At 64.2% G+C, this 1365-nt stretch carries 2 protein-coding genes and 1 tRNA gene; 1 reads left to right on the forward strand and 2 read right to left on the reverse strand.

Going from position 1 to position 1365, the window contains the following annotated elements; all coding sequences use genetic code 11:
* Positions 1 to 37: 37 nt before the first annotated feature.
* Entirely contained in the window at positions 38 to 469 is a 432-nt protein-coding gene (locus tag AC1DY5_RS55780; RefSeq protein WP_478122729.1) for a hypothetical protein, read from the forward strand.
* 68 nt (positions 470 to 537) lie between these two features.
* Here the strand turns inward: AC1DY5_RS55780 and AC1DY5_RS55785 are convergent, their stop codons facing one another.
* Positions 538 to 1101, reverse strand: a complete 564-nt coding sequence (locus AC1DY5_RS55785) for an HNH endonuclease (RefSeq protein WP_478122730.1) — start codon at positions 1099 to 1101, stop codon at positions 538 to 540.
* Between the two features lie 49 nt (positions 1102 to 1150).
* Positions 1151 to 1227: transfer RNA gene (locus tag AC1DY5_RS55790), tRNA-Arg, on the reverse strand.
* Between the last annotated feature and the right edge of the window lie 138 nt (positions 1228 to 1365).

The raw sequence follows: 1365 nt of genomic DNA on the forward strand, positions 1-1365 counted from the left end.
CCTTGCGCCCGCCGGCAGCGACGCGGAATACCTGCGCATGTCGATCGGCGTGCTGGTGCAGCGCGTGCGCAATGACCGCGAGCGATTCCTCACCGACGAGCAGCGCCAGGCCCTCGTCGGTGCGATCTCCGAGACCATCGGAATCGATCGAGACGAGAAGCAGTGGATCGCAACCACGGCGCAGTACGGATATTGGGGGTGCGCGAACGCGACGGACGCGTCGCTGATCGAGGCAGTGTCGGGGCTCAGCCTGGACGACCTCATCAATACCCGGACGTCTTACGAATACCCGCCGCATGGCGGCGTCGTTGCGCACATCGATGAAGGCCACAAGGCGAACCTGATCGCGGCGCTGACACATACGCGGAGCCAGGAGATTCTCGAGGAGTTCGAGGATCCCCACGAGCGCTTGCTGCTGGAGTCGCTGAACGAGGCGATCGAACAGGAAGCAGATCGACCGCGGGGCTGAGAGCCGGGGGCGGCCAATGAAAAAGGGGCGTGCCTCGCAAGGAACGCCCCTTCTTTATTGCTGGTGGATCAGCAGAGCCTCGAACCTTTCGGCAGACGGCTCGCGAGCCACTCGTGCACGTCGGCCCGCACATTCCGGCCCGCCAGAAGAAAGTCCTCGAAGCGGCTGGGCTTGTAGGGCAGGTAGACCAGCTTCATGCCAGCTTCCTCCGGCGTGCGGGCTCCCTTCAGCGAGTTGCACGCCTTGCAGGCGCTCACGCAGTTCATGAAATCCCATGCGCCGCCGCGGCTCTCCGGCAGGATGTGCTCGACGGTCAGGTCCTGCTCGCGGAAGTGCTGCGCGCAGTAGGCGCAGGTATGCCGGTCGCGAACGAACAGCTTGCGGCGGCTGAAGGATGGCTCGTGATCGAACAGGTTCACCCTCGCGCAGCCCTTCAGGGCAATGATGGGCGAGATGTCGATGCGAGACTGGACGCCGCGCGCCACGTTGAAGCCCCCGCGCATCGTTGCCAGCGGGCCAGCGCCGTCTTCCCAGACAACGGCGCCAGTGGCGTAGTGCGATGCGGCTTGCTCCTGCGAGATCCAGGCCTGCGGCGTTCCCTGGATATCGAGCTGAAGTACTTGGGGTTTCATGATGGACGGCCTCCTTTCATGGCCGAGCTTCGAGAGATCTCCTGCGTGTTGGACCAGCCGGCTGGATCCGCCCCAGCGACCTCGCGCTTCGGAGGCGCGCGCGCTATCTGACTGCGCTACGGCTGGGGATGTTGGTCTGTGCGTGCCCCGGCATGTAGGCGGCCGCTGATTGCGCCGGGTGAGGTTGCGGGGCAAGATGATTTTTCCTCCACCACCGCACGGCGAGTATTGCCAATGACCATGATTTCTGTCGATCTCTACCAG

The organism is Variovorax sp. P4_D9 (genome assembly GCF_056401695.1).